At 61.3% G+C, this 25,710-nt stretch carries 15 protein-coding genes and 2 pseudogenes; 6 read left to right on the forward strand and 11 right to left on the reverse strand.

Annotated elements, in window-relative coordinates; genetic code table 11:
* Positions 1-8: 8 nt before the first annotated feature.
* Positions 9-1,238: a formamidase gene (fmdA, locus tag LN047_RS17265; RefSeq protein WP_373979688.1), complete on the reverse strand. Its 1,230-nt coding sequence runs from the start codon at positions 1,236-1,238 to the stop codon at positions 9-11.
* A 190-nt stretch (positions 1,239-1,428) separates the two neighbouring features.
* Here fmdA and LN047_RS17270 point away from each other — a divergent pair, with 190 nt between their 5' ends.
* Both LN047_RS17270 and LN047_RS17275 read left to right on the forward strand, forming a co-directional pair.
* Positions 1,429-1,593: a hypothetical protein gene (locus LN047_RS17270; protein ID WP_226846258.1), complete on the forward strand. Its 165-nt coding sequence runs from the start codon at positions 1,429-1,431 to the stop codon at positions 1,591-1,593.
* Between the two features lie 287 nt (positions 1,594-1,880).
* Positions 1,881-2,306, forward strand: a pseudogene (locus tag LN047_RS17275) (SOS response-associated peptidase family protein); the annotation flags it as partial.
* Positions 2,307-2,332: 26 nt separating this feature from the next.
* On the opposite strand, the gene LN047_RS17280 reads toward LN047_RS17275, so the two are convergent.
* Positions 2,333-2,578, reverse strand: a complete 246-nt coding sequence (locus tag LN047_RS17280; RefSeq protein WP_373979689.1) for a hypothetical protein — start codon at positions 2,576-2,578, stop codon at positions 2,333-2,335.
* Positions 2,579-2,771: 193 nt separating this feature from the next.
* On the opposite strand from LN047_RS17280, the gene LN047_RS17285 reads away from it, so the two are divergent.
* Positions 2,772-3,845: an acyltransferase family protein gene (locus LN047_RS17285; RefSeq protein WP_373979690.1), complete on the forward strand. Its 1,074-nt coding sequence runs from the start codon at positions 2,772-2,774 to the stop codon at positions 3,843-3,845.
* Positions 3,846-3,867: 22 nt separating this feature from the next.
* Here the strand turns inward: LN047_RS17285 and LN047_RS17290 are convergent, their stop codons facing one another.
* On the reverse strand, positions 3,868-4,299 hold the full coding sequence (locus LN047_RS17290; protein WP_179689449.1) for a hypothetical protein: 432 nt from the start codon (positions 4,297-4,299) through the stop codon (positions 3,868-3,870).
* Positions 4,300-4,301: 2 nt separating this feature from the next.
* Positions 4,302-4,520, reverse strand: a complete 219-nt coding sequence (locus tag LN047_RS17295; protein WP_371825556.1) for a hypothetical protein — start codon at positions 4,518-4,520, stop codon at positions 4,302-4,304.
* 249 nt (positions 4,521-4,769) lie between these two features.
* On the opposite strand from LN047_RS17295, the gene LN047_RS17300 reads away from it, so the two are divergent.
* Complete coding sequence (locus tag LN047_RS17300) at positions 4,770-5,138, forward strand: hypothetical protein (protein ID WP_226846261.1); 369 nt, start codon at positions 4,770-4,772, stop codon at positions 5,136-5,138.
* Between the two features lie 60 nt (positions 5,139-5,198).
* Here the strand turns inward: LN047_RS17300 and LN047_RS17305 are convergent, their stop codons facing one another.
* Complete coding sequence (locus LN047_RS17305) at positions 5,199-6,689, reverse strand: aminotransferase class V-fold PLP-dependent enzyme (RefSeq protein ID WP_373979691.1); 1,491 nt, start codon at positions 6,687-6,689, stop codon at positions 5,199-5,201.
* A 108-nt stretch (positions 6,690-6,797) separates the two neighbouring features.
* On the opposite strand from LN047_RS17305, the gene LN047_RS17310 reads away from it, so the two are divergent.
* Together LN047_RS17310 and LN047_RS17315 are read left to right on the forward strand one after the other, a co-directional pair.
* Complete coding sequence (locus tag LN047_RS17310) at positions 6,798-7,271, forward strand: Lrp/AsnC family transcriptional regulator (RefSeq protein WP_056324093.1); 474 nt, start codon at positions 6,798-6,800, stop codon at positions 7,269-7,271.
* A gap of 369 nt (positions 7,272-7,640) precedes the next feature.
* Positions 7,641-9,299, forward strand: a complete 1,659-nt coding sequence (locus tag LN047_RS17315; RefSeq protein ID WP_373979692.1) for an ABC-F family ATP-binding cassette domain-containing protein — start codon at positions 7,641-7,643, stop codon at positions 9,297-9,299.
* A 757-nt stretch (positions 9,300-10,056) separates the two neighbouring features.
* Here the strand turns inward: LN047_RS17315 and LN047_RS17320 are convergent.
* The 6 genes and pseudogenes from LN047_RS17320 to LN047_RS17345 form a co-directional block, all read right to left on the reverse strand.
* Entirely contained in the window at positions 10,057-10,593 is a 537-nt protein-coding gene (locus LN047_RS17320; protein ID WP_373979693.1) for a hypothetical protein, read from the reverse strand.
* Between the two features lie 184 nt (positions 10,594-10,777).
* Positions 10,778-12,886, reverse strand: a complete 2,109-nt coding sequence (locus LN047_RS17325; protein WP_373979694.1) for a hemagglutinin repeat-containing protein — start codon at positions 12,884-12,886, stop codon at positions 10,778-10,780.
* A gap of 15 nt (positions 12,887-12,901) precedes the next feature.
* Positions 12,902-13,039 (reverse strand): annotated as a pseudogene (locus LN047_RS17330) (transposase); the annotation flags it as partial.
* Positions 13,040-13,208: 169 nt separating this feature from the next.
* The gene (locus tag LN047_RS17335) at positions 13,209-13,535 is read right to left on the reverse strand and encodes a hypothetical protein (RefSeq protein ID WP_373979695.1); all 327 of its coding nucleotides are present in this window, start codon (positions 13,533-13,535) and stop codon (positions 13,209-13,211) included.
* A 348-nt stretch (positions 13,536-13,883) separates the two neighbouring features.
* On the reverse strand, positions 13,884-14,156 hold the full coding sequence (locus LN047_RS17340) for a colicin immunity domain-containing protein (protein WP_373979696.1): 273 nt from the start codon (positions 14,154-14,156) through the stop codon (positions 13,884-13,886).
* On the reverse strand, positions 14,153-25,693 hold the full coding sequence (locus tag LN047_RS17345; RefSeq protein WP_373979697.1) for a hemagglutinin repeat-containing protein: 11,541 nt from the start codon (positions 25,691-25,693) through the stop codon (positions 14,153-14,155). Before LN047_RS17345 ends, LN047_RS17340 begins: the two co-directional genes overlap by 4 nt.
* Positions 25,694-25,710: the final 17 nt, after the last annotated feature.

Raw genomic sequence — 25,710 nt, forward strand, 5'->3', positions numbered from 1 at the left:
GTCGTCTCCTACAAATCGCGCGACAGCGGCATGTCGACGTCGCCCGTGATGTGCTTGACCGGTCCGCTGGCCGACGGCTGGATGTCGAAATCGAAAATCTCCGTCGGCAACCAGAGCGTCGCGCACGAATTGGGAATGTCGACCACGCCGCTGATGTGCCCCTGCACCGGCGCGCAACCCAGCAGCGAATAGGCCTGCGCCCCCGAATAGCCGAACTTCTTCAGGTATTCGATGGCGTTCAGGCACGCCTGCCGGTAAGCCACGTTCACGTCCAGGTAATGCTGCTTGCCGGCCTCATCGACCGAAATGCCTTCAAAAATCAGGAAGTCCTTGTAGGCCGGCGTGATCGGACTGGGCTTGAAGATCGGATTGCGGATCGCATACTTGTCCATGCCGCCCTTGATCAGCGACACGCGCATGTGCACCCAGCCGGCCATTTCGATCGCGCCGCAGAACGTGATCTCGCCGTCGCCCTGCGAAAAATGCAGATCGCCCACCGACAACCCGCCGCCCTTCACATACACAGGAAAAAACACCCGCGCCCCGCGCGACAGGTCCTTGATATCGCAATTGCCGCCATGCTCGCGCGGCGGAACCGTGCGCGCCCCCTCGCCCGCCGCGCGATCGCGGTCCGCACCCTGCAACGCGCCCATGTGCGCGGTCTTGGGCGCAGGCGGGTTGGCCAATGGCGGCACGCGATTGGGGTTGGTATCGATCAGCGCCTGCTCACGCCGGTTCCATTCGTCCAGCAGTTTGCGGTCCGGCAGGCACCCGATCAGTCCCGGATGAATCAGACCCGCGAAGCTCACGCCCGGAATATGCCGCGACGACGTGAACATGCCGTGAAAATCCCAAATGGATTTCTGCGCATGCGGAAAATGATCCGTCAGAAACCCGCCGCCATTGTTGCGGCTGAAAAACCCATTGAACCCCCACAGGCTGTCGGGCTTGGCGCCAATATCCAGCAGGTCGACCACCAGCAGGTCCCCCGGCTCCGCGCCCTCCACGCCCACGGGCCCGGACAGAAAGTGCACGGTGGATAGATCCACATCCCGCACATCGTCGGCGCTGTCATCATTCTTGATCGCGCCGCCCGTCCAGTCGTAGGTTTCCAGAATGAAATCGTCCCCGGGCTTGACCCACACCGCCATCGGAATATCCGGATGCCAGCGGTTATGGATCTGCTTGTTGTCGTAGGGGGATTGTTCCAGATCGACACTGATAAGCGTGTTGGTCATTCTCTTTCATCTCCGTCGTAAAGCGTTGATAAAACAGAAGGGTTGACCGCTGGCTGTCTAAAATGAAGCCGCAACTTAGGGTTCGTAAGCCATTGATCTGTAATGGACGGTAGGACAGTTTTAGACAGCGGTAAACTGGCTTTTTGAACAGTTGCCGTATCCCACGCCAGGCTATTGGAAGCGCATAATCATGACGCCGAAGTACGCGGTTGATACCCAGGTATTCAATTGGATTCGGGATTTCGGGTTTGAGCTTTCCGCTTACCTACCCGCACAATTCTTCATTTCGGCCGTGCAAGCGGCAGAACTGCAAGCGGCCAAAGACGCCGCACTCCTCAATCTCGTCGAGGTTTGAGTTGACGACACTCATCCCGCCGAGAGCTTCGTTTTTGGCGCGAAGGGACTGGGGTTTGGGCAGTGGAAGTGGTCAGACAGTGTGACATACGAACGAATACTGGAGGCATTGAACTCGGCCAATCGAAAGGCGGATAACGTCGAAGATGCCTTAATTGGAGAGCACGCGATCAAGAATGGCTTGATCCCTCTCACCGGGGACAAAATCCTAGCGGAGACGATGCGTAGCTTAGGAGCACAGGTCCGCTTTGTTGAACATCCGTCCAAGAGTGAACGCGGAGCGACTCCATGTGCAGCCACTACCAGACCCTGAAAGACGCCGAGCTGCTGCTGAAAAAGTTCGGAGTAACCCGGCCGGGCATCCTGGGCAGGTACGACATGTGGCCGCGCTACCAGGGCATCTTCGTCCGCCGCCCGCCCTAGCATGACGCCGGCGACGAGGCCGTGCCCAGCATCGAAGCCGTGACGGGCCGCTGGGGCATGATCTCAGGATCCACCCGAACGGACGCGCTGGCCGGCGCGGAAAAGCTGTCAACCTTCAACGCTCGCGACGACCGCGTCGCCAACGCTTTCACCTTCCGCAATGCCTGGCGTCGGGCTCAGCACTGCGTCATCCCGGCCGATGCGATCTTCCAACCAGACTGGCGTTCCGGCAAAGCAGCGGCCACCCGGTTCACCCGGGCAGACGGCGCGCCGCTGGGCATCGCCGGGCTTTAGGATCGCTACCGGGACGCCGCCGGTCAGTGGCACAAGAGCTTCACGATGCTCAGCGGCTTTGCCACCTTGCCCAGACCCTGCAGCACCTTGAACCCACCGGACAGCGCCTGGAACGTGTCAACGATGTCCTGCGTGTTCTGCCGGATCGTCTCGATTGACGACGTGTTCCGCGCCGTGGCCTCCGCGCTGCTCGCCATGTCCTGCTCCATCTGCACGACTCGCGCGTGCAGCGACTTTATGAAGGCGTCCGACAGATGTTCCTCAGCCATGGAATTTCCTTTGAAGCGACAACATCCCGTCCCCTATAGACATAAAAAAACCCGCCTGGGCGGGTAAAATTCGAGGTTATGCACTGGCGCGGCCCTGAAGCGCCGCGCTCGACCGCTCAGGCGGCAGTGAGGCTTCCCGATCAATTATTAAACGCACCAAAGCGTGCGGCGACACATCGTCCCAGAAAGAGAAATGATTAAAACCGAGCGCTTCCCAGGAGCTGACGGAATACGCGGGTTGGCTTGCGTCGTCGTTTTGCTCACGCATGCGTTCGCTATGTTCTTCATGACCACCGCGGGCCTTTACCTCGCTGGTACGGGAAAAATTGGCGTTTGGCTGTTCTTCGTCCTCAGCGCGTTCCTCCTGACTCACAAGTTTCAGACGTCCGGTTTTTCAGCTTCCATACTGGCCTCGTATGCTCTCGGCCGGGTGCTGCGAATTCTGCCGCTGTTCGCCATCGCTGTTGGCGTGTACTTCGTGTTGGGCACGGCCGGCATAGATTCCGCGCGAGACGTGTGGCTCGCTCTGACGTTTCAGAAGGGCTACGCGCATCTCTGGACCATCCCCGTCGAGTTCACTTTCTACGCATGGCTCCCCCTTGTCGCAGCCCTGCTCATAGCGGCGCGCAAGCACAGCATCCGAACCGTGACGGGTGCCGCCGTCGCTCTGATAGCGATCCAGCAAGCGCTGTGGCCCTACTGGCGCACAGAAATCAACGCCATCGGGACACAGTGGTATCTGTCGAGCTTCACGATCGGCTGCTACCTTGCCACCATCATCAACGACGTGCGGGGCCGCATTTCCGACCGAACCTCGAATGTCGTCTGCGCTCTGGTCACTGCAGGGTTGGTGATGGGAAGCCCCGGCGCACGCCACGCACTTTTCGGCGTTCCCTACGACACGGCGCTGGCTGACAAATTCGTATATATCAGCGCCGCCTGGGGATTGTTCATTGTCGCGACGATCGACCTTAAGGGCGTCTTCGGCCGCTTGGTCGATTCGGCGTTCATGCGCAAGATGGGCGCCTGGAGCTATTCCGTCTACCTGTTCCACTGGCTGGTGTTCATGCACCTGCAGACGAGATTCCAGGGCAGCCCGCTCGCCATGATCGCTGCCGTGGTCATCTCAATCTTCGTTGGTGCGGCTGCCTATCGTTACTTGGAAATGCCGCTTGAACGCTTCCGCCACCGACTGCAAGCGCGGTTCCTCGCGCGCGGCGAACAGCCCCAGGGAATCGTTGCCCTAAAGCGCACGCCGCGCGCGTAGCCCCTCGTGTAGCCGCCTGGAGTCAGGCAAGAATCTCCGCACCAGCCCGGAACAAGTCGTCGAGCTGCTCGCTCGTCCAACCCAACGCCTCGGCACCCGCATTCAACGCCGGGCTGGTGCGGGAAAACTCGGCAGCTGTTTCAAATGCGAGCCGATGCAGAGGATGGGTGTTCGGGTCAGCGGCCCACGCTTCCACGTCGTGCAGCAAACCCGCTTGCATTAACGCTGCCAATGCTTGGAAGCGAGAAATGATTCGCGGTGCGGTCGAAGCCGAAGGTGGATCAATCAAGACGGGTTGCCCATTCTCGTCCGCGGTTATCAACTTCCCGGACTCTTGTCCGGACAGAAGTTCGATGTACCTTTCTTCGCTGATCCCAACCGCATTTGCCGGGATGTCGGCGCCGTGGATGTCTTCTCGGTAGAACCCAACGGGACTCGCAGAGAAATAAATCATGTTCAATACCCCAAAGCAATCCAGCGAACCGTGCCGTTCTGTCCGACGCCGGAAGGGTTATGCAAGTAAATTTCGCACTGTGACTTGCTCACCGATCGGTAAGCAGTGCACATCGCGGCAGCATCCGTGTCCGTAACACCGGTAAAGTTCGCAGTGGGAAACGCGATGGGAAATGTCACGATCACAGATCCGTTGACCGCGTTGGCGTTGCCCCATTGCATAATCAAAGCGTTGATAAAACAGAAGGGTTGACCGCTGGCTGCTTACATGGAAGCGATCAGCGCACACCCGGGCTTCGTGAGCCAATGATCTGGAAACGACGGTAGGACAGTTTGAGACATCGGTAAACTGGCTTTTTGCACAGTCCACGACGCATGTGCCGCAAGTGGCTGGGGCAGCGGACCAGGAATGCCGATCAAGCAACAGTTATGATGCAAGCCAATCATCGCGCTACATCAAGGTTTTCCAGCATGGCCGTACCGCATCACCCGTTCCTCGCCACCGTTCTACTCATCACCGCGTGCGCCAGCGCACCCGCCTTTGCCGACGACGGCTGCATCGCGCGTGTCGACGCCGAACTGGCCCGCATCAAACAGGCGCAAGACGTCCAACGCACGCGCGAGGCCGCCAATAATCTGGAATTGAATCGGGAGCTTTGCCAAGGCCGGCTGGACCTGCTGGACGCGCGCTTTGCGCTCAGCGACGACTTTGAAGCATGCCGCCGCGACGGCGTGCAGTTTTCGGATCGGGTCACGCGCACGCTGACGGGCGCGTCCGACGATCTCACGGACATGAAGGCGTCGTGGATCCGGACCTGCGGCCTGCACATGAAGAATTGAACGCGCGCCTGCGATTGCGGCCGTTCCAGCGCCGCAACCGCAGTCGTTCGCTAGCGCACGTCAAGCCGCCTTCTTTTGCGCGTCATGCGGAAAGAAAATGGCGCGGCTGGGATCAAAGCCATAAAGGTGCGCGTATTCCGTGGCATCGGCCGCCAGCGCCAACACCGATTCCAGAATGAAATCCGCCTTCGCGTCCGACAGCAACGCACTGAAGTTCAAGCGCACAAAGCCGGGTTTTTCGATTTCCCGGCCATCCAGAATGGCCTGACGCATCTGCAAAGACTGCGCGTCATCGATTTCCAGCAGACGATGCACGTACGGACCCGCGCACGCACATCCGCCACGAGCCTGAATGCCAAAACGGTCGCTCAGCATCCGCGTCACCAACTGCTGATGCACGAACCCGCCCTTGCCGTCGCGCACCCGGAAAGAAAAAATCGGCAGGCGATTCGCTGTCAGCGACCCCAGCAGTTCCAGGCGCTCGGCGCCCTTCCACGCCGCCAGCGCCCGCTGCACGAAATGCGCGTGGCGCTGCTGCATGAAATCCGCGCCCAATGCTTCCTTGACCAGCACCACCAATGCGGCGCGGATGTCCCCCACCACGTTCGGCGTACCCGCTTCCTCACGCGACTCCAGGCTGCCGCTGTAATCATGGCCCACCGGGGACACGAACTTCACCGTGCCGCCACCCGGCCACGTCGGCGTCGTATCCAGCACCGCATCGCGGCGCACGATCAGGACGCCCGAAGCACCCGGGCCACCAATGAACTTGTGCGGCGAAAACACGATGGCGTCGATCTGCGCATCAGGCGCCGGCGACATCCGAATCGGCAGGTACGGCGCGCCGCCTGCATAGTCCCACAGCATCTTCGCGCCGGCTGCCTTCACCCGCCGCGTGATGCCTTCGACGTCCGCGACGATACCCGTCACATTCGACGCCGCCGACAGCGCGCACACGACCAGCGCGCCCGCCGGCGCGTCCAGCGCTTGAGCCAGTTGAGCCAGATCCGGCCCGCCTTCGGCGCTTTCTTCCAGTTCGACGATGTCAGCGCCGCATTCGCGCCATGGCAGGATGTTCGAATGATGTTCGTAGGGTCCGATAATGACCCGGACCTTCCGGCCAGCCGCCACCGCCGCCTTCACGCCAAACAGATTCACCAGCCGGTTGATGCCGGCCGTAGCGCCCGAGCCCGAGAAAATCACCGCGTGTTCGTCGCCCGCCCCGCAACCGCGGCCAATCGCCGCACGCGCCTCGCGCCGCAGACGCGTAATGAAGCCGCCGCAGAACGAGGCTTCGGTGTGCGAATTGGCGTAATAAGGAAGCACCTGCTCCAGCACAAAGCGCTCGACCTGCATCAGCGCACGGCCCGACGCCACGTAATCGGCGTAGACGAGCGGCTTGGAACCAAAAGGTCCATCAATGCTGGCGTCCTTTCCGATAAGCCCATCGGCGAGCGCGGCCGCAATATCGGAAGTCTTCAAGCTGTCCTGGAACTGCTGCAAAGGCGAAGCCGGGGCGCCTGCGGGCGCACCGGCGAGGGTCGTATTCATGGGGCGATAGATCCGAAAAGTTCGGAAATATCATACGATGGATGCCCAGATGAAACATCACCGTTTTTTTGCTGTTTTTTCGCACAAACGGGTCATATGATCGAATCCATGGAAAAAATAGACAAGCTTGATCTAAGCATCATCAACTGCCTGCAAAAAGACGGTTCCTTGTCGCAGCGCGAACTAGCCGATCGGGTCGGCCTGTCCCAGAACGCATGCTGGCGCAGGCTTCAACGCTTGAACGCATGCGGCATCATCCGCGGCACGCGCGCAGAGGTCAGCCTTGTCGCCCTGGGCCTGGATCTGACCGTCTTTGTCATGATCCGCACCAGCCACCACGCCAAGGCCTGGGCTGACGGATTCCGCCAGCACGTCGAACGACTACCCGAAGTCACCGAGTTCTATCGCATCGGCGGCGATTGGGACTACCTGATCAAAGTCGTCTGCCGCGGCATGGCAGGGTACGACCGCTTCTATCAGAAGCTGATCACGGATTTTGAGCTCTCCACGGTGACGGGGTTCTTCAGCATGGAAGCCATTATCGAAAACCGACCGCCTGATTTGCGCCTGCTGGAGGATTGAGGAGGATGGGGCGGCGTCACTGAGGGCCGCAAGGTTCTTCAGCTGGCTGCCTGAGCCTTAACGGTCATGTGTTTCAATACCGGCTGCATATGCTCAACCGTGCACAGGTTTAAATGCCAGCCGCCCTTTCAAAACGGCCCGGCGTTTCGCTTGCCAGTTGCCGGTGTAAAAACGGCAATGCGTCTACGGTGCCGCCAGTCCGTTAAAATGCTTCGCACCGTGCAGCCCGGAACTTTCCCGCGGCACACTGCTCGAATCTCACTTATTCCCTCATCGCGGAGACTCGTCCGGCCATGACCCTCTAAGCCCTCCCCCAGATCACCGCTTGCGCTTCGCGCAACGCGCCTTGTCGATTCCGGAGAGCTTTCCATGGCCCAGTCTTCTCACGCGCCCGCATCGGCGCATCCTCAGCCGCCCGCGTCGGCGCCTTTCCTCAGCCTGCGTCACGTCAGCCATGCGCTGCCAGACGGCCGCGTCCTGCTCCGCGACGTCAGCCACGACTTCGCCCCCATCCGCCACGGCCTCATCGGCCGCAACGGCGCGGGCAAGTCCGTGCTGCTGCAATTGGCGCACGGCGTTATCGCCACACAAAGCGGCCGCATCGTGCGTCACGGCCGCATCGCCTACGTCCCGCAGGAACAACCACGATCCGCCCTCGCCACCTTGGCCCAAGTCGCCGGCATCGCGCCGATTCTTGACGCCTTGTCCAACATCGAATCCGGCAGCACCCGCCAAGCGGATTACGACCTTGCCGAGGGCCACTGGCGCATTCGCGATGAATGGACCCGCATGCTTGCCGACGCAGGCTTACCTGCGTGGCAGCCCGAACATCCCGCATCGGCCGCCAGTGGGGGCGAACTGACCCGCGTCGCGCTAGCCGGCGCCCTGATGCAAACCCCCGACGCCTTGCTGCTGGACGAACCCAGCAACCACCTGGACGCAGGCGCCCGCCGCTGGCTCATGGACCACATCGCCGCCTGGCGCGGCGGCTTGATTGTCGTCAGCCATGACAGGACGCTGCTCGATGCCATGTCCTCCATCGTCGAACTGGATCGCGGCAACCTCAATTTCCATTCCGGCAACTATTCCGCCTACCGCGACCACCGCGATCGCTTGACCGCCGCCAACGAAGCGTCCCTCGCACACGCCCGCAACGAACGGGCCGCCACCCTGCGCGCGCTGCGCCAGCAACACGACGCCCAACAACAACGCAACGCCCGCGACAACCGCAAGGCCCAGGATGCGAACCAGGCGCCGATCCTGCTGGGAATGAAGAAGGCGAATGCCCAAGCCCATGCGGGCAGAGAGAACGTGCGGCGGCAGGATGCGGTTGCCGCGCTGGATGACGCGGTTAGGCAGGCAGCCGCACAGATTGATCAATCGGCCAACGTCGCACTGGCTTTGCCCGAAACAGCGGTGCCGCAGGGGCGTCGCGTTCTGCATCTGGAGCATGCGAGACCGCCGTATCCAGCGGACGCTTGCGCGCTGACGATGACACTGTCGGGCCCTTTCCGCTTGGCAATTCGCGGGCCGAATGGCTGCGGCAAAAGCGCGTTGCTATCGATGCTGGCGGGGGAGTTGATTCCGCACGAAGGCCTCTGCGACGTACGCGTGCCGACAGCGATGCTAGATCAGCGGGCGTCCGTCATTCCGGGAGATAAGTCCCTGCTGGAGACGCTTCATGCGCTGGGCGCCACGTTATCGGAAGGTGAACTTCGCAGTCGGTTGGCGTTGCTGGGCCTGGGGTCTGAGCAGGTCAATGCGCCCGCGGGGACCTTGAGCGGAGGCGAGCGCCTCAAGGCTGCGTTGGCGTGCGCGTTGTGGCGAAAGACACCTGCGCAACTGCTACTGCTTGATGAGCCGACGAATCATCTGGACATTGAGTCGGCGGAGGCATTGGAGAAGGCGCTGCGAACGTATCCCGGGGCGATGGTCGTGGTGTCGCATGATGAGGCGTTTTTGGAGGGGATTGCGCCTACGCATGAAATGGTTTGGCGAGTTCGAGGCTGGCGGCTGACTGCGGTATGAAGGCTGGCCGATGAGGGATCAATTAGAAACGTCGGCGCAGATATAACTGTGGTGAAGTTGCACAAACCTTTCACGCCTGCCGTCCCGAGAACGCCCCCCAATTAGAGTTAGAAAGGTTCATACTTCGCGAGAGGTACGAAAAGAATTGCTCAGGCGACCAGAGCGCATGGAACGGGATTATCTGTGGGACATCCTCCAGAGTACCTACAACTACAGATCCGGCCTTTCGGGATCACTCTCACTTACGGCTTTGGCTGCCCTCCGTTTCTTTAACCATCCGTCTGGATAGGGAGACGGCTCGAAGGGCTTAATACCCAGCGAATGCGCCCTCGCAGAATATCCCCCTATTCCGCCCATCACAAACCCGAGGATGTTCAACCAGCCTGTGCGCCAGACATTCAAATCCAAAAAAATGATAGCGACACCAACAACTACAAACAAAAACCGAAAGAACGGCTTGAAATTACCGTCTCTGATCAATACAGATTTCAAGGTTTCGGGCCATTTATCTGACGAGCCTTTTTTCATATTTTAGTAAATTAACGTCATTAGGGCAAAGTCTCCAGTGCTATGCACTCTATCGCTAGCGACTGTGTTGATCAGCCAAACCTAGATACGAAGCCTGCTTTCTCGACAACATAATTTTTGGGGTTCGACACGACCCACAGAACGTTCGACATGACATTCATGCCTTGCACTGTTTTGCTCACTTCTCCACGGGTTTGACCTCAGCGGCCGCTGCCTGCCTCGATTTCACTTACTGCGAACCTGCAAGGCTCAATATTTTTTTTAATCTCAAAGAGTCCGTGTCACCTCCGGGGAGCACATCGACAACCATAATAGCTTCATCCAAATCATCTATTCTTTCAAAGTCCATATACTCTTCGCCAACTCTTGGCACATAAAACCTGAAGGTAGTATCCTCACCAAACTCGCCTTCTTTTGACGCAAGAACCACTTTACACGGCTCCTTGGACCATAAGCCCCAACGTTTTGAGAATTCCCAGCAAAATGCCAGTCCCACACTCAGGCTTCGGTCATTGGCAAAGTCATCGATATGGACTGTGTTTTTTGAAATCTCATATCCAACAAAATCTCCAAATCTGAGGCGCACGAGATCCGCAGACAAATTCGCTCCATCGGACATAAATCTTTTAAAAAAATAGCACTCATTTTTTTTAATGAATCCTTCATCCACTATCTTCTTCAGATCCGCTGGCAACATGGGATAATCCGTTACGCATGTCATCTCTCCAAGCGCAAGACCCCTCATACTTTTATTCATAACAATCATCTTCTGCTCCCCAAGTATCCATAAAGGGCCTTATCAACTGCGCGAGAGAAAGTTTCATCGTCCAGCAATTTTTGAACGGACTTTGGTGCAAGCACATCGTTTTCCCGATCGAAGAAGACGTTCTGATTCGGGTCATAATAGTATTTTTTCCCATCGTTATTCTGATAATGAATCTGCCCTGCTCTTACTCCGGGGTTAGGATTCTCAACGTCAATGCGCTCACTCCCAGCCCCCTTCCAAAGAGTTGTACTAGACGTCTGCACCCCTCTTGTCCCGAGCATTTCACCATTAAACTCCTGAGCATTGAAGTGCGCATTGCCGCCGACTGCATTCTTCCCGCCCCTCCTTTTCCTCCGCTTGAGCCAATCGCTCCACCAATACCCGAAGCCCCAGCTAGGCCTGCTTCCGCTATCGCGCGCCATGCGGCCTGCTTGGCCTCATCAGAGCCCGCTTCTATGCCGTTCTTGGCCGCAGTGAGGCGGTCGACATCTAGCAAAAGCCGCGTCGCAAATATTTGCTCCAACTCACTATTTTCGGCAGGCGTCAGCTCACTCGATCGTAGTTTTTCGCTCAGTTCATTAAACCGCGCATCATAATCAGCCAACATCGCATTTGCTTCAACGATTTTTGCATTGCAGTCTGCGACTCCATCACACTGCCTAAGATCCGCACGTTGTTTTGCTGAAATTTCTCTGTACTTTTCGTCTACTGACCTCTCACATTCCTTTTGCCCATCACATTGCGCAATTTCATTGATCCGGGATTGGTGTTGCTGTACAGAGAGCGCGTTGTTTTCGGTTTCATTAACCGCGGCGAATGCCACATCCGAAACGTCGACGCCAGCTGTGAGAGCGATCCCTGCGACCAGCGATTCGATTATGTTTTTGCGGAGTTCTTTTTCTCCCGCGCTCATGCTCTTCTGGTCGCCTTCGAGGAGGGCGTTCAGGACCGAACCTGCTCCGGCTCCCAAAGCCCCCGCAGAACAACTTCTCCCCTTGCCTACGGCACCGGCGCAGCCAACGATCGCGTGCATTGCTGCTCGCGCGGTGTCCGCCTTCGGCCCCTCCCCCATTTCCGCAAGTAGACTCTTGACCTCGGAGGCTGCAAGGCCCTGCAGGTAGTTGACTGCCGCCGCTTGCACCAACTGCCCAGCAGGCGCGGTTACATTACCGGCAATAGCACCCGTAATCGCCGTGAGCCACCTGCGATACTCACCACTGGGCTGCCACTTTGCCGCGTCGGCGAGCCGTAGGGTCAACTCCTGTCGTCGCTGAGGATCCGTTTCTGTTTCCAATGCTTTTGCTAGCGCATCCGCCTCCTTCGCCCGATTCGTCAAAAACTGCCCCATCTGCCGCTGGGCTTCAGAAGCAATCTCAAACCCCGCCTCGATCTTCTCCTTGTCAAAGATCGGCTTGAGCGCATTCAACGTGTCCGACGTATCCCGGTTCAACCCTGCGATTGTTTCGGCAGCCGTCTCACCGGTCAGCGCCAGTTGCCCCGCTTCATCACGAATGACGATCGTCCCGCCGCTGATGCCGCTTTGCGTCGTGGAACTGCTGTTGCCGCTTGCCGCGACCACGATCGGGGTGCCCATTCCAAAGCCGCTACTGCCCGTGGAAACGGACGTGCCCGCATCTTTGGACGCGCCCCCTGCGACTTGGCCGCCCTTGGTGGTACCCAAGTCCGAGTCGCCTGACTTCCCGCCAAACCCAAACCCGCCGCCGATGGACACCTGACTGCCGCTGTAGCGCGCCGTGTTCTTGAGATCTTCAGTGACCAGTGTTCCCGTGGTCAGCTTGTTAAGGCCGTCGGCGACCGCCTTGTCGCTGCTGGCAATGACGCTGCCGATGAGCGTGGTGTTGTTCTTGACGTCAATCAGGAAACCGCCGTCGCCCGCCCATAACCCCGTTTGTTCAGTCACGGTCTTGAAGTTGCTGTTTATCTTGCCGGCGCCAGCGTTCGCCCAAGCATTGCTTGAGCCGTAGCAGTACGGCGGAATGCACACACTTATGCCAAAACCCGCGCTCTTGTTTTTCGAGTCGTACCTACTGCTGTCTTGCAAGCTTTCCAGCAAGAGATTGCCGCCGACCGACGCGATGATCTGATCCGCCTTCGCGGCCGCACCCTTGAGCGTGGTGTCGCCGCCGGACTGGATCGCCAAGACATTACCGGCGGTCGCGTTGGTGTTGGTCCAGCTTTCGTCCTTGCCGTTGGCGTTGCCTCGACCAACCGAAGCGCCAAGTTCAAGCGTGAAGCCGTTCTGCTGCCCGCCAGGGGACCCGCCAATACCCATTTCGGTTTAGGACGCCTTGATCGCTGCATTCTCCAGCGCCAAGTCTGTAAACATGCGTTTGAGCTTGGCGTTCTCAGCCTCCAGCTCACGTAGCCGCTGCAACTCGGACACCTGCCCCCCCGAGTACTTGCTCTTCCACGGATAGTACATAGCGTTAGCCAAAACACAAATTTTCCCCATTTTCCCGCCTTCTCCTGCCCTCCAAGCACGAGCCACGCTACAAACATTGACACCAATCCGAGCAAGACGATTCCGACACCCGTAGTCATATTTATTGTCCGCCTACCCTTTCTAATAAATTTGACACCCCCCACCCAACGATTCAAATCAGGATCAAAGATTGGATCCACAGATGCTCCAAGTGAGGTGCCATTACCAATTGGAATTGCAATTTCCTTACCCGCGAATACGGGGGCGTCCTTCCCGCCACCGCTGCCGCTATCGGACACGCCGATGCCGACCTTCCAGCCGCTGTTCTTGTTGGTTGATGGTTCGGTCGAAGTCTGCGCCTGGCCAAGAAGGTGCAGGTCGCTGGCGCGGCCAGCAGGACGTTCTCGCCGGTGACGTCGCTTCCCACGATCGACAAATTGACGGAACCGGCGACATTCTTTTCGCCCAAGGCAACGATGGAGACATTGCCGCCGGCCATGATGGACGATCCAAACGCGGTGTCTTGCGTGCGTTTGGTCTCGCTGACTTGCTGGAGCCCACGCTGATCTGGATCTGTGCGCTGGCGGCCTCCGTCTGTGCGGTCGTAGCCTCTGCGCTCTTCGCCGCGTCCATCGTTCGGTTTGCCTGCACCGCCTGGTATGCGGCCTGCCCGACCTTGACGGCTGCGAGACGCCCGCTCTTGGCTTCTCCAGCCTATTGAAGCGTGCCTTGAATCTGTTGAGCCGCGCCCAGCATGCCGCCGGCCACGCCGATCGTGATCCCCGATTTCTGACGATTGAGAATGATTTGCGGCACTCCGCCTACACACCGGTCCCTTTTGCACCAATTAATCAGCGGCTATATTTGTCAGCAACCTCGCGACTTCAGATTTAAGCATTTCATCGTCAAGCTCATACTCTGCCCGTGACTCATCTGGTTCGTACATATCCGCGGCACAAAAAATACTAGACAAACACTCGTTCAGCGCAGATTCATCAAGCTGAAGAAGCTTCCTATCTCGCTCAATTTTCCAAAGCTCAATGTATGCCACAGAAAAAATCTCGGCTGTCAACCTTCCCGCCACATACGACCTTGCAAACTCCAAAAGAGTCAGGCTCATCGAAGAACTCCATTTTTAATAAAATTTTCAAACTGCTGAGTGCCGGGCGAGAGCTTAAATCCTGTCACAAAATTCCCGGACGAGTCCAGCACGACAGCGTTGTTAGTCGTCGAATTAAAGAATACTTTAGAGTCTTTTACAAATCCGTATGTACCTTGTTGAGTCGTGAAATCAGAAGCCATGTGAGCTTTGATCGCAGATTCATACTGAGCAAGCGTTTCAGGATTTTTCTTTGTAGTCATCACGCCAAAATCAGATGCGTGCTTGAATTTTTTATCGAGCTGCTTCTGGGTAACATTAGTCAAGGCGTCAGCAACACCATTACCTTTTGCTCCCTTAATCATGCCAGCAACCGCGCTACCCACCAGCATAGCCCTTTCGGCCACCTCCGAACTCACGCCATATCGCTTTTGGAGATCAGCGGCAATTTCAGTGTGAATAACTATGTTAGCTGCTTCGGCGTTCTGCATGAAATAAACGCCTAAGTCACCCTTGAGAGCAGTTGGAAGATCCATGCCGAGCAACCGGTCTAACTGCTTTCGGTACTCGGTTGACTGCTCAACAAACTCGCCAAAACGTTCTCTGCAGGCGGTCGGATCGTCGGCACATTCAGCTATCATGACTTCCCGAGTCTCCATGCTGAGCTCGCGAAACTTTTGCTGTACCTGATCACAATTGCCGATCGCTTCGCAGACAGACGCTTCTGCTTCAAATAGCTTCAGCTGGGACAGAGTTAGAGCGTTATTCGTCAACTCAGTCACCGCAGCAATAGTGCTCGTGGAGGGGTCCACAGAAATTGCTTCGGACATACCAGCCACAACACTGGCAATCAAGTTTCCCCGTGCTTCTCGTTCCTCCGACGACAGGTCATCTCCCGTAGCCATGCTTATAAGTTTGGCCAGCACTGAACTTGCCGCAGCCCCCATGGCACCAGCGGCACAGTTTCCGCTGCTTGCCGAGGCTCCCGCGCACGCCACAACTCCATGCAGAAGGGCACGCGCAGCATCCGAATCTGCCCCAGAGCCCATGGAATCGGCGAGCTTCTTCACCTGCGACACGCCCAAACTCTGGAGATAATTCACAGCCGCCGCTTGCACAAAGCCAGCACCGCTACCTGTCACATTTCCGCTTGCCGCCGCCGAGATCGCGCTCACAATGCGGCGATAAGTACCAGACGGCCCCCACTCTCCATTAAGCTTGTCCGCCGCCACAGCAGCCTGATCCCGCTCAGCCTGTGACAGCGTCTGATCCTTTGCCCTCGCCTTCAGCGCGTCAATTTCAGCCGCCCGATTCGCCAAGAATTGCCCAACCTGCCGGCTAGCTTCCCCAACGATCTCAAACCCCGCCCGAATCTCCTTCTCATCAAATATCGGATCCAGACTGTTCAGCGTGTCCTTGGTGTCTCGGTTCAACCCCGCGATCACTTCGGCCACCGTCTGCCCCGTCAGCGCTTTCTGCCCCGTTTCGTCTCGGATGACAATCGTGCCGCCGCTGATGCCACTGAGCGTGGTCGAACTAGCTTCTCCGCTGGCTCCCGCCACCACCGGCACACCCATGCTCACGCCGTTCGAACTGGGCAGGTTTGAATTCGGCGTGGCCTTGGTTCCGCCAGCGACCTCGCCCTTGCCATCGGTGCCGATGTTGCTCTTGTCTTTGCCACCTTCCTTGCCGCCGCCAAAGCTCACGCCGCCGCCCAGCTGAATGGACTGGCCTTCGTAGCTGGCGCGGTTTTCAACATCGCGGCTGGTGAGGGTTCCGGTGATCAGGACGTTCTTGCCATCGGCGACCGCTTTGTCGCTGCTGGCAATGACGCCACCAATCAGGCCGGTATTCTTGGCGACATCGAGCTGGAAGCCGCCGTCGCCCGCCCACAGACCTGACTGCTCCGTGACGCTGGCGTATTCGCTGTTGATCTTGGTGTTGCCATAGTTGCCGCTGACCGAGCTGGCGCCGTAGCAGATGGGAGGGATGCACAGGCTTACCTGCACGCCCACGCTGCGGTCGCGCGCCGTGTAGTTGCTGATGTCCTGCAGGCTTTCGATAACGAGGTCACCGCCCACCGTGGCCAGAATCCGGTCGCCGGTCGCTTGCGCGCCGCGCAGAACCGTGTCGCCGCCGGAGTTCATGGTCAGTACGTTGCCGGCCTGCACGTGCGTGTTGTTCCACGTCACATCCTCGCCATTGCTCTTGTTCTTGCTGCCACCCACGCCCAGGTTGATGCTGACGCCGTTTTGGGTTCCCCCGATCGAAAAGCCCACACCAATGCTGGCGCTGCTGCTTTTGCCGTCGGTCTTTTGGCTGGCGGTGTTCTGTTGAGCGATAAGCAGTATGTCGCCTTGCGCATCCAGCACCATATTGCGGCCCGCGGCAAGGTCAGACCCGGACACGATGATGTCAGACTGATCGCCCTTGCCGGCGGCGATGATCGTCATGTCGCGGCCAGCGGAAATGGCCGCGCCGCTTGCGGTACTGCTTTGGCCGCTGCTGGTCTGGCTGGCGCTGCTGGCACCGAAGTCGACGTTGATGTTGATCCCGCCGACCTTGGCGGGATCTTTCGCCACCGCGTCATAAGCATTCTTGGCGGCCAAACCGGCCGCCACGGCTGCGATGGCCTGCAGGCGGCCATTGTTGGTCTCCTGGGCCGCCTCGCGCATGCGGTTGGTGCTTTGCACGGCGCTGACAACAGGGTTGCTAGCGCTGATCGTTACGCCGATCTGGCTGGTCTCCTGGAACTGGCGATAGACGCTGGTGTCATAACTGCCTTCGATGGCGACTGACTGGCCGGCCATGAGGAGGTCGCGGGCTGCACGGATATCGCTTCCACGCACCAGTACGTCGTCCATGGCGACAATCGAGACATCACCCAGATGGCTGGTGATGGTGCTGCCGGCTGCGCTCGGCGTGCTGCTGCGCTCATTCAGGCTGCCGCTACTGCTGCGTACCCCCACGGAAAAGCCGCTGCCCTCACGCCCCAGATCACCCACCGTCTTATTGCTGTAGCTGCTGCTGTGGTCGCGCGTCGCGCTGCCCGTGTCGATGACGATCGATCCGCGATTGGCTAAAAGGCCCACATTGTTAATGGCGTCGATGGCGGATCCGGCGATGCGTATGTCGCCGTCACGGCTGTTCAGGTGGACTGTGTTGCCCGTGATGAGCGACGACGTTTGCCACGTGCCTGAAGACAGCTCATCGGATTGCGCCGATTGACTGCCGTAGGGGAACATCTTGACGCCGCTGGCATTGGGACCACCGTCAACCGCCCGACCGATGTCTCCCAGGCTCATGCTTCCAAACGAGAAGTTGGTGCTCTTACTGGACTCTTCGCTGGTCTGGGTCTGGCGGTTGTCTGAGCCAACAACGGCGATGTCGCGTTGGGCATCGAGCACGACACCGCCCTGGGCGCGCAGGCTAGACCCGGAGATCACGACGTCGCCATCCTGCGCTCGTCCGGAGGCGTCGCGTACGCCGCTGCCGGTCGCGCGCACCACGATGTCGCCGGCTGCGCTCAAGGACGAGCCGCTGCTGACCTGGCTATGCGAGTCGAACGATCCACTGCTCTTGCTGCTGCTGTATGAGAACGACACGCCGGGCGTCGTGGCCCCGCTGTGAGCAAGCTCGTGACCTTTGGATTTGACGGACCCGGCATTGGACAGATTCTTAACGGTGTCCATCACCGTCCCAACTACGGCCACGCCAAAGCCGCTTTCCTTGAGGGAGTATTCGCTGTGGGTCGTCTCGACGTCACGCCCTGCCACGATAGCGACGTTTCCTCCCTGGATATCGATGTTGCCGGTTTTGCCCTTGGTGTCGCCTGCCGCCCTGCCCGCGACCACATCGCTGCCTGCGATCAGGACATCCCGCCCTCCGGTGATGATGACGTTGCCGCCCGTCGCGCCCAATAGACTCCGCGCGTCGCTTTGCGTCATCCCGTCCACGGTCTGCAGGGATTTGGCGTCGCTGCTCTTGTACGAAATTCCCAAACCACCGGTTGAGAGACCGCTTTTCTTTACTCGCTTGTAATGGCTCTCACCATAGGTGTTCGTCCCAGCCGTTACCGACAGATCGCGGCCGGCGTCTACGACCAAGTCATTAGTGGTGACGACTTGCGAAGCGTTAAGCGAAAAGTCCCTGCCCGCCTGAAACACCGCCGCGTCGCCGCTGAAGGTTGATCCCTGCGCTTGCGTCCACGCCTGTGAATCGACCGAGTGCGTGCTCTTGCTGGAGAGAAAGCCCTTGGTCTTGTAGTACATCTCGTCTCGAGCGGAAGCAGAAGCTTCTCCCGCGCCGATGTTGATATCTCGTCCGGCACCCACGGCCAGCTGTTCGCCCGCCGTCACGTCCGCGGCACGCGCATTGACGTCCTGCCCGGCAATCAGCGTAAGGTTGCCATCCGCCGCAATGGACGAACCGACTTCCGAGCTGGTGCTCAGGTCGTGACGATTCTTCTTGTTGCGGACCAGCGATTCGCCGTGGCTCTCCTGCAGTGTCGCCAGGTTGATGTCGCGACCCGCTTGCAGGCGCGCGTCTTCCGTGGCGGTGACTTGCGCGGCCGTCAGGTTGATGTCGCGGCCTGCTTGCATGCTGAGGTTGCCGGCGTCGACGCGGGACACGCCCGAGACGTACGAACCCCAGGTGGCGCCGTTGTTCTCCGAGGCGGAGGTGGACGTAAGCGCGATGTCGCGGCCTGCGGACAGGGCGACGTTGTCGCCCTTGATGAGCGAGACAAGGTTGATCAGGTCTTCGCGCGCGGCGAGGTCGACGATGGCGCCCTGGATCAGGCCGCCGGCCTGGTTGACGATGTTGGCAGCGGTCATGACAGTGGCGTCGCGCGCGCCGATGGTGCCGCTGTTGGTGATGTCGCCGTCGGCGGCGAGCTTGACGTCGCGGCCGGCCATGAGCGTGCCGTCGCCCTTCAGGTCGCCTTCGCGCACTAGCAGGTAGACCTGCGGGACCAGCACAGTCTCGGTGGTGCCGTCGGGCAGCGTGATGGTCTGCTCGACCAGCCAGACCAGGTCGGTGGTGAGCTGGCGTTGCTGGGCGTCGGTGAGCGCGGCGCCGAGTTTGATGCCGTTGTTCAGGGCGAACTGTGCGCCATTGGCGAGCAGTTGCTTGTACTGGCTGTCGTTGTCGCCAAAGCCGTCCAGGAAGCGCTGGCCGGTGGTGGCGAGGATCTGGTCGGAGACGAGTTTCTGTTCGTAGAAGCCGTCGCCCAGGCGACGGGGTTCGCCGGACGGCGTGAGGAATTTTGCGCCGGCGGGAATCAGGGCGTTCAGGCCACCGGGGGTGTTGCCCAAGGCCGTCTTGATGGCGCCGGAAGCGCCCGCGTTGCCGACCGGTGCGCCAGGCTGTTGCAGGAGGCCGAACAGGTAGTCGCTGGAAACGGACTCGTGGTTGCCGATGAAACGCGGGTCGGTTGCAACGACGTAGGGGGCATCGGGTGTACCGCTGACGGCGAAGAGTTGGCTGTCGGGAATCGTGGCCGGGTTGGAGACGGTGCGCACGACGTTGCCGCCGGGCAGACCAAGGCTGGCAACCAGTACGGGACCGGTTGCGGTGGCGCCGTTGGCGCCAGGCGCCGCGCCGCTGAGTGAGACCGACAGGTTGCCACCGGAGGTACCGACGGGCAGCTCGATAGCTTCGGCGGCGAGGGTGCGGTTGTAGTCCTCAATGTGTTCCTTGCGCTTTCTGCCGCTCGGCTGGGACAAGATGGCGCGGCCAACGCGCGTCACCACGCGCTCGCCTCCCGCTCCAATATTGTTGATGGCCGGCCCGCTTACCGACAGCGTGCCGCCAGCCGCGATCTGGCTCTTATCGTTGGTGACAGTCCCGACGAGCGTCATGGCGCCGCCAGACAAAATCTTTCCAGGATCCGATGAGATGGTGCGGGTTTCGGTGACGGTTTCCTGGACGTCGTAGATCGTGAGGGTGTACCTCATGCGATTCTGGAAATCCAGGTTGAACGCCGCTATGCGCGCATCCAGCTCATCGAACGGCACCTTGTAAGCGTAATGCGCTTCTTCGTAGGCCTGCCGGCGGACTTTTTCCGCCGCATAGCAAGCGCCGTCGTTCGCGCGGCATGGAGGATCTCGCGGTACCCATTGCGGCTCCGGGCCAACCGGCGGCGTCACACCGAAGACGGCCCAGACTCGCTCATCGGTACCGTACGGGTGCGTAACCGGCGGGTACACCCAGTTGTCCCCAAACCGAGTTTCGGGCGTACAAACTTCGATGTCATTCGTGATTGAACAAAGAATTCTGCGCGGGACCTCCACCCGTGCGATTGGGCCCTCATCATCCGTAATGCCCGTGTACCAAGGCGCGTAATCGAAGGGAGGACCATATCGAGAGGCGGGATAGTTGTCGGACGGAAGCAAGAACCCGTGCTGGGAGTCGTTTTCAAGAAGGTCGATGCCCTTTTCGCACCTTGGGCGGTCTTTGACGCAGAACCAGTTCGATTCCATGTCGTACATTTCGGTGGAGCCCGCCGGCGTCACGTACACCTTCGGCACGGTCAACACCGGCACAACTTCGCTGGCGTAATTTGTATTGATGTTCTGCAGCGACACCGCGGAAATCACCGCGTTCCCTGCAGCCTCAATCGTCGCCGACGCATTGACGAGCGACGCAGCCTGCCCGATCGCCTTGCGATTCGCGTCCAGCGCGCTCCCAATGCGCATATCCCCGGCCGCGTAGATCAGCCCATGTTCGCGATTCACAAGCGAACCCACGCCGATATCCAGATCGCCGCGGGACGCGATGACCGCGCCTCCGCCGGGCCCTGCTCCGTTGACGATTTCTCCCGCACGGATAGCGATGGTGTTGCCGTAGATGCGGCCGAAGTTGTCGACGCGACCTGCGTTGATGTGGGTCGCGCCGCCGTCGATGAGGCCCGAGTTCGTGAGGCCGTTGGTGACGTTGATGGTGTTGTTGCGTCCGGCCAGCAGTTCGCCGCTGGCCTGGTTGTTGAGCGCGTTGGCCGTGATGGTCAGGTCACGGCCGGCGCTGACGGTGGCGCTGTTGTCCATGTTGCCGCCGACCGACATCGTCAGGTCGCGGCCGGCGGCGAGGTCGCCGGTCTGGTTGAGCGATCCGGTGTAGGTGAAGGACAGGTCCTGCGCGGATTGCAGCAGGCCCAGGCCTTGAAGCGCCTGGATCGTGACCGCGAGGCGTTCGCCGGCCAGCAACTTGCCCTGGTGGTTCTTCAGCATTGCGGCCTTGATGGTCGCGTAGCGCTCAGCGGCGATGTTGCCGCCGGTGTTGTCCAGCTCGCCGGTATCCAGCGTCAGGTCTTGGCCCGCGCTGATGGCGCCGGACTGGTTGTTGATGCCGCCGGCGACGATGGTGGCCGTCTTGGCCAGCACGCCTTTGGGCGGCGATCCGGATGCGGTCAGCGTGGCGCGGTTGTCCAGGCTGGCGGCGTTCAGGGTCAGGGTGTCGTCGGCCTGAATCAGGCCGCCCTGGTTGTCGACGGTGCCGGTCGCAACCAAGGTGAGATTCGCGCCGGCCAGCGTGCCGCCGGCATTGCCGATATGGGAGGCATCGATGCGTGCGTCGTTCGCGGCGGCGATCAGGCCTGCGGTGTTGTCCAGTTCGCCGCTCAGTTTGACGACGGCCTCACTGGCAGACGTGATCTTGCCGTCTTGATTGCGCAAGTTGGAGGCGGCGATGTCGACGCTGCCGCCGTGCAGGACGGCGTTGCGCGTGGTGATGTCGCCGGAGGTTGTGAGCCCGAGCTTGCCGACGGCCGAGACGTTGCCGCCGGACATATCCATACCGCCTGCGGCCAGGGTCATGTCCTTGCCGGCCGCGCTGATGCCCGGGTGCGTGATGAAGGCTGCGGTCAAGTTGACGCTGCCGGGCAGACTGAGCGTGCCGTCCTCGCCGACACCAGCGATGAAGCGGCCGCTGTTGTTGAGCGCGCTTTTTGCCGTGGCGGTGACGTCGCTACCCGCGAGCACCGAGCCGGTGTTGGTCAGGCCGGTATCTGACAGCAGGGAGGCTGCGCCTGCCGCGGACACAATGCCTGCGTTCTTCAAGAGGCTGCCGGACTGGAGGTCGATGTCCGCGGCGGATTGGATGCGGCCGTCGGCCGTGGTTGAGAGCGCGCCCTGGGCAACGATGGTGACGTTGCCGGCCTGGGTGGCCGCAACGCCGCCCAGCGTGGCGTCGCCGCCCGCGCGCAGCGTCATGGCTTGTCCGGCGGCAGCCGAACCCATGAGGTTCAGCGCGCCGCCCGCGGTGGCGGTCAGCGCTGCGCCCGCTTGCAGGCTGGACGCAGAACCCGTGTCGAGATTGCCGTGTTGCGTCTCCAGCTTCAGGTCGCCTTCCAACGCGGCCACGGTGCCGTTGAGGGTCATGCCACTGCCCGCGCTGAGGGTTTGCGTGATGCCTGCCAGCATGCTGCCGGCGGCAAGCAATGTGCCTTGCGCGGTGGACGTGAGCGTGCCGGCGGCTTGCGCCAGGCCTGCCGCACCGACCGCGACGTTGCGGCCGGTCAGGGTCAGGTTCGCATCGCTGGCGGCGGTGCCGTCCAAGCGCGCATCGCGCGCAGCCGACAGCATCATGTCGCCCACGGACGCCAACGCTCCGGCGGCGCTGACGTCGCGTTGGGCTTGCGCCGTGAGGGTGCCCGCCGCCTGCAACTGCGCGCCCTGCTTGGCGATCACATCGCGCCCGGTAATCAGCAAATTGCCCGCGCCCGCCTCGCCCAGCGCAGCAGCCGTGCCGCCCAGACGCGCATCGCCGGTCGCCGCCAGCCTCAGGCCGCCGCCCGCGACGATGACGCCGTCGGACGCCAGGTCCGCGCCCGATTGCGCGGTGAGGTTCTGCGCGGCCTGCATGCGGCCGGTGGCGCCGACGCGCAATTGCCCGCCCGCGTCGGCGGTCAGGTTGCCGGCAAGCGCCGCCACGGTGCCGTCCACGCCCAGATTGCGCTGGGCCGTCAGGCTTGCGGGCGTTCCCGCCGTGACGAGGCCAGTCACAAAAAGATCCCGGGCAGCCTGGGCTTGCAGCAGGCCTGCCTGACCCGCGGCAGGCTCCGCGGTGCCTGCGGTGCCGGCGACGCGCAGGTCCTGGCCTGCACCGAGAAAGAGATTGGCGTTGCCTTGCGCCAGCCCGCTCTGGCCCACCGTCAGGTCCGTGCCCGCTTCGGCGCGCAGGGTGCCGTTGGCGACCGTCTTGCCGTTCAGTTCGGCGCGGGAATCTGCGGAAAGATGAATGTCGGCTTCACCGGAGACGGCGCCATTTGCGAGCAGGTTGCCGCCAGCCTGGGCCGTCAATTGCTGCGCGGCCTGCAGGGTGCTGGCCGACCCGAGCGTCATGTCGCCGCCGCTGGCGGCTTGAAGCGTGCCGGCGTCGGCCAGTAACGTGCCGTCCACCCGCAGACTGCCTTGCGTAGTGATCTGCGCGGATTGGCCCGCGATGAGGGCGCCCGCCAGCGACGCGTCGCCTGCCATGGCCGTCACCGAGCCGTCCGCTTGCTGGCGTGAGGCGGAAGATGTCGCTAGAGTTTCGCCCGCCTGCACCTGCAGATCGCCAGTCGCGAGCGTTGCGCCATCAAGCGTCATGTCGCGCGCCGCTTGCATCGACAGGTCTTTCAGCGACGTGACCTTGCCCAGGCTTTGCAGGCTGCCGCCAGCCGTGAGGCCAACGGGACCGGCCGCCGCCAACTGTGCATTCGCGCCGAGGGCGACGTCGCCATCGGTCAATACGGTCATGCTGCCGGACGCGGCCGTGATGGTGCCGTCGACCGCCAGCGTCTGGCCCGCCGTCAGCGCAGTGTTGCCGTTGGCGCGGAGCGTGCCGGCCAGCGTCATGCCCGCGCCTGCCTTGGCGGCGATCTCGCCTTCGGCGTCCCATTGCGCGGGTGCGTCCATGCGCAGATCGCGCGCCGCGTCGATGCCAATGCGGCCGGTGGCGGACCCCTTGCCCGCCACCCGTGCGTCGCGCCCGGCCATCAGCAACAAGTCGCCGCGCGCGCCGACAAGGCCGCCCAGGTTCATGTCCGCGCTCGCACGTATCTGGGCGGGTCCCCCTGATTGAATCTGAGCGGTCGCCCCCGTCGTCAGGTCGCCGCCAGCCTGCGCATGCAACGCGCCAGCTGCGGTGACTTGGCCTGGCAGCACCATGTCGCGGCCCGCTTTGAGCTCGACCGCGCCCGTGGCGGTGACCAGACCGCTGGAGTTCGTGCCGACTTGCGCCGCGCCGGTGGCGGTGCCCGCCGTGCCGCCGTTGCCCGCGTTCGAACCGCCCGCCGCCGGCCCGGAGGCCGAGCCCGAACCGGAACTCGAACCACCGGAGCCCGCGTTCCCCGCGCCTGCGCCACTGCCCGGCGGCGTCCCTCCCGGCGCGATGTCGCCGCCGATCCGCACATTCCGCGCGGATTCAACCCGCACGTCATTTCCGCCCATCAGCAACGAGCCGCCCAACGACAGATCCTGCCCAGCCGCGACACGCAGCGCGCCCTGCGTCTGCACCGCGGCCTGCGCGGCGACGCTTACGTTGCCTGCCGCGTTCACATCGATCGAACCGCCCGCTCCCACCGCCCCCGAAATCGCGGCATTGCCGCCGGCGGCCAGCGCCACGTTGCCCGCGGCTTGCGCGGCGCCGTCCACCGACACGTCACGCCCGGATGCCAGCCGCAGATCCCGCGCCGCCTGCACGGCGGCGCTTGGCGCGATACGGACGTCGCCCGATGCGCTGACTTCCAGGTCGCCGGTCAGTGCAACCAGGTTGCCGCCCACGTTCACGCCGACGCCGGCCTCGGTGCCGATCAGCCGGATGCTGTTGGCGTACATGCCGCCCAGCGCCGCGGTGTCCAGCGCCACGACGGGCGCCGGGCCCTCGCCTGGGCCAGCGGTCGCGTTGCCGGTGGCGTAGTCCACGCGCGCCGCACCCGCCGTGACGTTGAGCCGGTCGGCCCAGACGCCGGCGTTGATTTCCAGCGTTCGGGCGATGAGGTCAACCTGACTGGTGGCGTTGCCGTTCAGCCCCTGGCCCTCGACGCGCAGCTTGCCGCCGGCAACTTCCAGTGCGATGTTGCCGTCGGGCCCGACCTGCGGACGGCCCGTGGTCAGCGTGGCGCGATCGGCGTTCAGAAAGCCGCAACCGTTGCAGGTGATACCTGCCGGATTGGCGACGATGACGTTGGCGCGGTTGCCCGCGACTTCAAGCGTGCCCATCAGTTGCGACGGGTTGGGCGCGGTGACCTGGTTCAGGATGGTGGTGGCGCGCTGGTTGCCCAACATGACATTGCCGGCCACCTGGCCGGCCAGTTGCGTCTGGCTGGCGCCGCCGCTGTTGTTCAGCACCACGCCGGACGGTCCCACGTTGAACTGCGTGTAGCGGTTGTTGGACACGCCGCCCGCCGAAGGCGGCGCGATGTTGACGACCGGCACGCCGTTGGTGACGCCCACGGTCGGCTTTTGCCCAGCCACGTTCCTGTCGACGGAGATCGGCAGCGTCTGCGCCAGCACGGGCGACCAGACCTGCGTGAAGACGATGGACCAGACAATCAACGAACGAAGCTTGGACATCATGCGCACCTGACGGGGAA

This window comes from Achromobacter sp. JD417 (genome assembly GCF_041879325.1).
GTDB lineage: Bacteria > Pseudomonadota > Gammaproteobacteria > Burkholderiales > Burkholderiaceae_B > Achromobacter > Achromobacter mucicolens.